We start from the raw sequence: 5,121 nt of genomic DNA on the forward strand, positions 1-5,121 counted from the left end.
CATCCATCTCAGCAGCCAAAGCAGCTTCGGTGATCTGTTTAATCAACGGCGTTAGCAGTCCATCTTTCCCGTTGAGGTCTTGTCCAGATTGCAGTGCCTTAGCAAAAGCTTGAATATCAATTTCGTATTTGTCGGACATTGATGTATCACTCCCTGTTGAGGGTTAACTATAGGAGTGACACAGACTTTTGAACACTACCAAAAAACCAAGGGCTTCGAGATAGTTGAACGTATAGATCCAGAGGCGCTAGGTTGCGCATAATCCATCAGCTAAAAAATTAGTCACCTGACCCACTGATCCCAATTGAATTGCTCCGATTATCAATTAGGTAACTAGGTAACTAACAGGCATATAGAGTCCTATGACCTTGTTCATCGATTTCACGTTGGCCAATGCTCCACCAAACTTGTGCATCGTAATCACATAGTCTCAGCTGAGGACTGGGTAACTATTTGTATAGAAACATTGCTAGGCATCGTTGAGACGTTGATTAAGTGTTTGTAGATGGCAAAAACAATTCGTTAGTACAGTTTGGTGAAGTTGAGCCAGGCTGGAGAATGAGTACGACGATGAAGGTCTATAACCAATCTCTACTACGGAACATTTACTCGCTGGTGCTCCTGAATTTCCATATCGCCGCGGTGTTAGATAGCATCAATAATTTATCAGGAAGTGAAAATGGTTGAAAGAGGAAATACAGTTTACCAAATATTTATGTTGACCATGTCGGTCTATATTTTGTGTGCGCTGACGTTAGAGATGTTTGTTGTTGAAGATGACGAAATTAAATCAGTGTTGAGTCGTATAGATTTAGTGGTTTGTTTTTTCTTTCTCTTAGATTTCTTTATCAATCTTTTTTCTGCGGAGAGTAAGAAACAATATCTGAAATGGGGTTGGATAGATTTGGTAGCTTCTATTCCAACTTTGGATACACTTAGGTGGGGCCGTTTAGCAAAAGTGGTTAGGATTGTTCGCTTCTTGCGCTCCTTGAAATCAATAAGATATATCTATCAATCAGTAATAACTAGTCGTGTCCAAAGCATTACAGTGTTCGTGTTTTTAGTCTCATTCTTCTCGTTTACAGTTTGTTCAGGATTAATATTACATTTTGAACGAGAGGTCAATGCCGAGCTTAATACTGCWTCTGATGCTCTATGGTGGGCTTTTCTTAATATTATGAATGCAAAAATTAGTGTGACACTGGCTTTGACAAACGCTGGTCAGATAATGACACTTCTACTAAATAAGATAGGTCTTTTGATATTTGCATATTTCAATGGAATCATAATTTCTTGGTTGGTGCAGAAAAGAGTAGAGTTCAAAGGAAGCTCTGCTAACTAACAATAGGCCAGGGCGTCAATATGGAATTGAGCCTTTTTCTGATGACTAATTATCAGAAGTAGAAAAATGAGCTGGGGAGGACTCACCTTTGCCATCAAAGAGCACCACGACATCTCTCACTCCTTTAGGATCTTTAACTACCCAGCCATTCGGATCTGCACCAACCCCAGGTGTACAATCATCAAGGGTTATAGAGCAGTCTTTGGTATAAAACACTCGCACCCTTGGGCCATCGACAATGACTTGTATTGAACCATAGTCACGGTCGAAATTTTGGTAATAATTATCCATTGTTTTCATTTTGGCTTCGGCATTATCTGGAATGGGAGCAGATATGCGGTGATGAGGTGTAGAGCTGATGTCATCGTCTGCAAATCCCCATCCTTCTTCCCATTCGCCTTCAATGTAAGCGGGAGCGTCTATACGCCCACCTGAAGAGTGAGCGCCGGGGTAACCGCTCACTCCACCCATGGCAAAGTTGGCTTTACCGCCAGACACGGTTGTAATTGTCATTTTATAGACAGAGTGCCTACCGGTGGAACTACCATTCGTAAAACCAACCTCAACGGCGTAAGGTTCAGGCTCACAGCCTAAAACAGCGACTGACAATAGCAGTAGTAGAAATGCTCTCCATTTAATCATTGCCGAATACCTGGCTCTTGGGTTGGCATCAATTGACACCTAGATCTATTCCGGAGAGTTTGCCTTTTCCAGTTGTTGTGATGTCGCAGTGTCAGCTGAAGGAAAAGGAGTCGGAGAAGATTCGCCTTTGCCATCAAAGAGAACGACCACATCTGTCTGATTTTTAGGTGAACGAACGACCCATCCGTTTGGGTCTGCTCCCTGTTTAGGCGTACAGTCATCGTACATATCAACGCACGATTTTGAGTAGAAGACCCGTACTCTAGGGCCATCAACAATCACCTCCATCGAACCATAGTCACGGTCGAAATTTTGGTAATAATTATCCATTGTTTTCATTTTGGCTTCGGCATTATCTGGAATGGGAGCAGATATGCGGTGATAGGAGATTAAACCGCTACTCGGCTCTGGGTTACCTTTTGCCCACTCACCTTCGATGTAAGCGGGGGCATCTATTTTTCCTCCGCCTGAGTGGGCCCCAGGATAACCACCGACAGAACCCATAGCGAAGTTTGCTCGGCCTCCTGATAGCGTTGTAATCGTCATTTTGGACACGATATGCCGACCGGTAGTACTGCCATTAGTAAAGCCAGCCTCAACGGTGTAAGGTTCGGGCTTGCAACCTAAAACAGCCACTGATAAGAGCAGTGGTAAAAATGCTTTCCACTTAGTCATTGCTAAATACCTGACGTTTGGGTTGGTTATTACTGTCGATGCTCAATGCGTTAACGAACCTCTCGATTGCACTTTCGTAACCGGGATTTATAAGTGCATCATGGGGACGATGAATATATTCTCGAGATAAAACTACTTCATCTTTTTTCCACTGATTGTGAATGGAGCCTGATGGAAGCTTTTTCATAGACGACCACATACGCGTTATAAATGAGTCATCATGCTCATCGAAGGGCTCAGAGTTTAGCTTGTTTAAAGCATCCGTATCCCAGATAACACCCTGTTTTTCAGCTTGCTGTTTCATCCGCTCAAAAGTGAGCCCTGCCAGTGCATTGCTGGTTGGGATAAAATGGTAGTAATGTAGCTCACCGTTGACGAGCTTAACTTCACCATGAATACCGTGCTCTTCTCGCGTTTGTTGTTGCCAAGCTAGATTCTCTTGCGCAAGTTTCTGTTGGGCATAGGCGGCAAGTTCATGGGCTGATTTAAATTTTTGGATATCAGCTTGATACTTATCATAAAGTGATGTTTTATGGGTAAGCTTTCTATGATAAGTCGAGTCTACAGGTTGGTTGAGGCGCGCTGGCAGGTCTGTCCTGCCATATTGGTTTTTAGATGGATAGCCACCGCCAATATCAGTGTGACAGCCGGGGAATACTTCTTGACAGAAAATACCGTCACTAAAGGCAACCGCTTCGGTGTGGCCTTTCCCTAACGAGGTTAATGGAAAGTTCTCACGGTACTCATGCTGTGCACAAATCTGGAATACTTTTTCTGCCGCATTTGGTTTGAGGCCAAGCTTATATTCCCCTTCGTCATTGTTACCGGGCATATAAAATGAGCCTACGGTATCAAAAAGGCCCACAAAACGAACAGAAATACGGCGTTGTGTATCTGCCGCATAAAATTCATCGGATAGGGAATCAAACCGCTTATAGCTCTCATTGCCCAGCAAGTTTGGATAAATCTCGCTAGGATTTTTGCTTCTTTCGGGATTGCTATAGTCAGGAAAACCGGCCTCTAGTGCATTGACAAAATGCCTTGCCAATGCGGCACCGCGGCTGAACCCAAACACATCAAACTGAATGTGATTGATTTTATGATATTCGGTTCCAAGTCGGCGAATAATACCGTTAACTTCTTTTAACAGTGTTTGCCACTTCCACAATCCACCGGTGTCATCAAACACGCCAAAAGCTTGTCCAGGGAAGAGCTTCTCATCACCACCCGCATCAATGATTGGGTTACGCTCTCCGGGGATAATGGGAATATCATCCACTGTGCCTACCCCAGATACATAGATTTTAGCTGATTGGCCATCTTGTTCTGGGTACGCTTCAAATAGGCGAGCAATATTGGTACGCGACTTATTGCCGTACATCTCTTTGTATTCATCATTAGGGCTATTTTGCCCTGTACCATCAAAGAAAACCCCAATACGCAGTGTCCGTTCGCGTTTTACGTTGACGACTGGAAGCTCTTTTTCGACTGTTTTTTCATCGCTGATTGCTTTAACAGCGGAATTAAGTAAACAACGCTCGCTGTAGTCGTAAAACGTATTTAATGGATGATTGAACCAATCTGGCGATATGGGTGGAAAGCCGTAAGAAGCGGTTTGAGTTTGCTTTTTCTCCGTCGGCTGACTAACCGTTAGGCTATCACCCACCGCCAATGCCATTGGTTCAGCGTCATACTGAGGATTCAACTCCAACAGCTGCTTAGCGGACAAGCCATATTGTTCGGCAATAGCAGGCCATGATTCACGTTGGCGGGTAGTCGGATCAAACTTTACGGTATGGGTTAATGGTTGAGCTGAGTCACCAGTTTTATCGCTATCCGCATTTGCAGGTGAGTCGTCTCGATTCGCAACGGTTTGCTTAGGGGCGGCGAGTAAATCGCTGATAGATAGCTTTACGCCGTTTTCTGCTAGCCATTCATCATCTAAATTATCGAGCTTTTCACGAGTAATTGCTTCTTTGAGATAGACGAGGTGTTGGTCCTCGACGTCTTTACCTTCTAACTTCCAGTAAACCAAAATGGCACTCTGGTGCTTGTTAAGGCCTTGGTCATGATTGAGTTTTTCATGGGTAGAACGCGTGGCATAAAACTGCCACTTGCCATTGCCTAACAGCTTATATTCTTGAACAAGGCGCTTTTGGTTGAAGTGATAATAATATCCCTCTGTGGGTAAACCGAGTCGTTCACCTAACTGAATAGAGGGCGTCACTGGAATAAAGGCTTCTCGGACCACAGCGGAACCTTCAGGCTTCATCACTACGTGGTCAGGAACACTCACTCCCATGGTGTCGGCAGAGATTTTAGCCACTAGCTTTTTAGGCTCATCAAATGCGGCGTAAGCGGTGTACTTAGTACCGTGTTCGGTAGGCTTAGTTTGCCACTGGCCAATTGTGCCTTCTTGCTCAGTTTTCGCTAATTGGAAAGTACAGCCTACGGCCTTACGA

4 protein-coding genes and 1 pseudogene are annotated in these 5,121 nt (G+C 44.2%); 1 reads left to right on the forward strand and 4 read right to left on the reverse strand.

What is annotated here, in order from left to right:
- Positions 1 to 139 (reverse strand): annotated as a pseudogene (locus BZJ18_RS17830) (IS256 family transposase); the annotation flags it as partial.
- A 540-nt stretch (positions 140 to 679) separates the two neighbouring features.
- On the opposite strand from BZJ18_RS17830, the gene BZJ18_RS16610 reads away from it, so the two are divergent.
- Positions 680 to 1,342 (forward strand): ion transporter, encoded by a 663-nt coding sequence (locus BZJ18_RS16610; protein ID WP_077458422.1) that lies wholly within the window; start codon positions 680 to 682, stop codon positions 1,340 to 1,342.
- Between the two features lie 45 nt (positions 1,343 to 1,387).
- Here BZJ18_RS16610 and BZJ18_RS16615 read toward each other — a convergent pair whose 3' ends face one another.
- From BZJ18_RS16615 to BZJ18_RS16625, 3 genes are all read right to left on the reverse strand, one after another.
- Entirely contained in the window at positions 1,388 to 1,984 is a 597-nt protein-coding gene (locus BZJ18_RS16615; RefSeq protein ID WP_077458424.1) for a hypothetical protein, read from the reverse strand.
- A gap of 45 nt (positions 1,985 to 2,029) precedes the next feature.
- Positions 2,030 to 2,659: a hypothetical protein gene (locus BZJ18_RS16620; protein ID WP_077458426.1), complete on the reverse strand. Its 630-nt coding sequence runs from the start codon at positions 2,657 to 2,659 to the stop codon at positions 2,030 to 2,032.
- The coding region (locus BZJ18_RS16625) for a phospholipase effector Tle1 domain-containing protein (RefSeq protein ID WP_077458428.1) at positions 2,652 to 5,121 on the reverse strand (2,470 nt) is incomplete at its 5' end. The genes BZJ18_RS16625 and BZJ18_RS16620, both read right to left, overlap by 8 nt.

This window comes from Salinivibrio sp. IB872 (assembly GCF_001995345.1).
Classification (GTDB): Bacteria; Pseudomonadota; Gammaproteobacteria; order Enterobacterales; family Vibrionaceae; genus Salinivibrio; species Salinivibrio proteolyticus.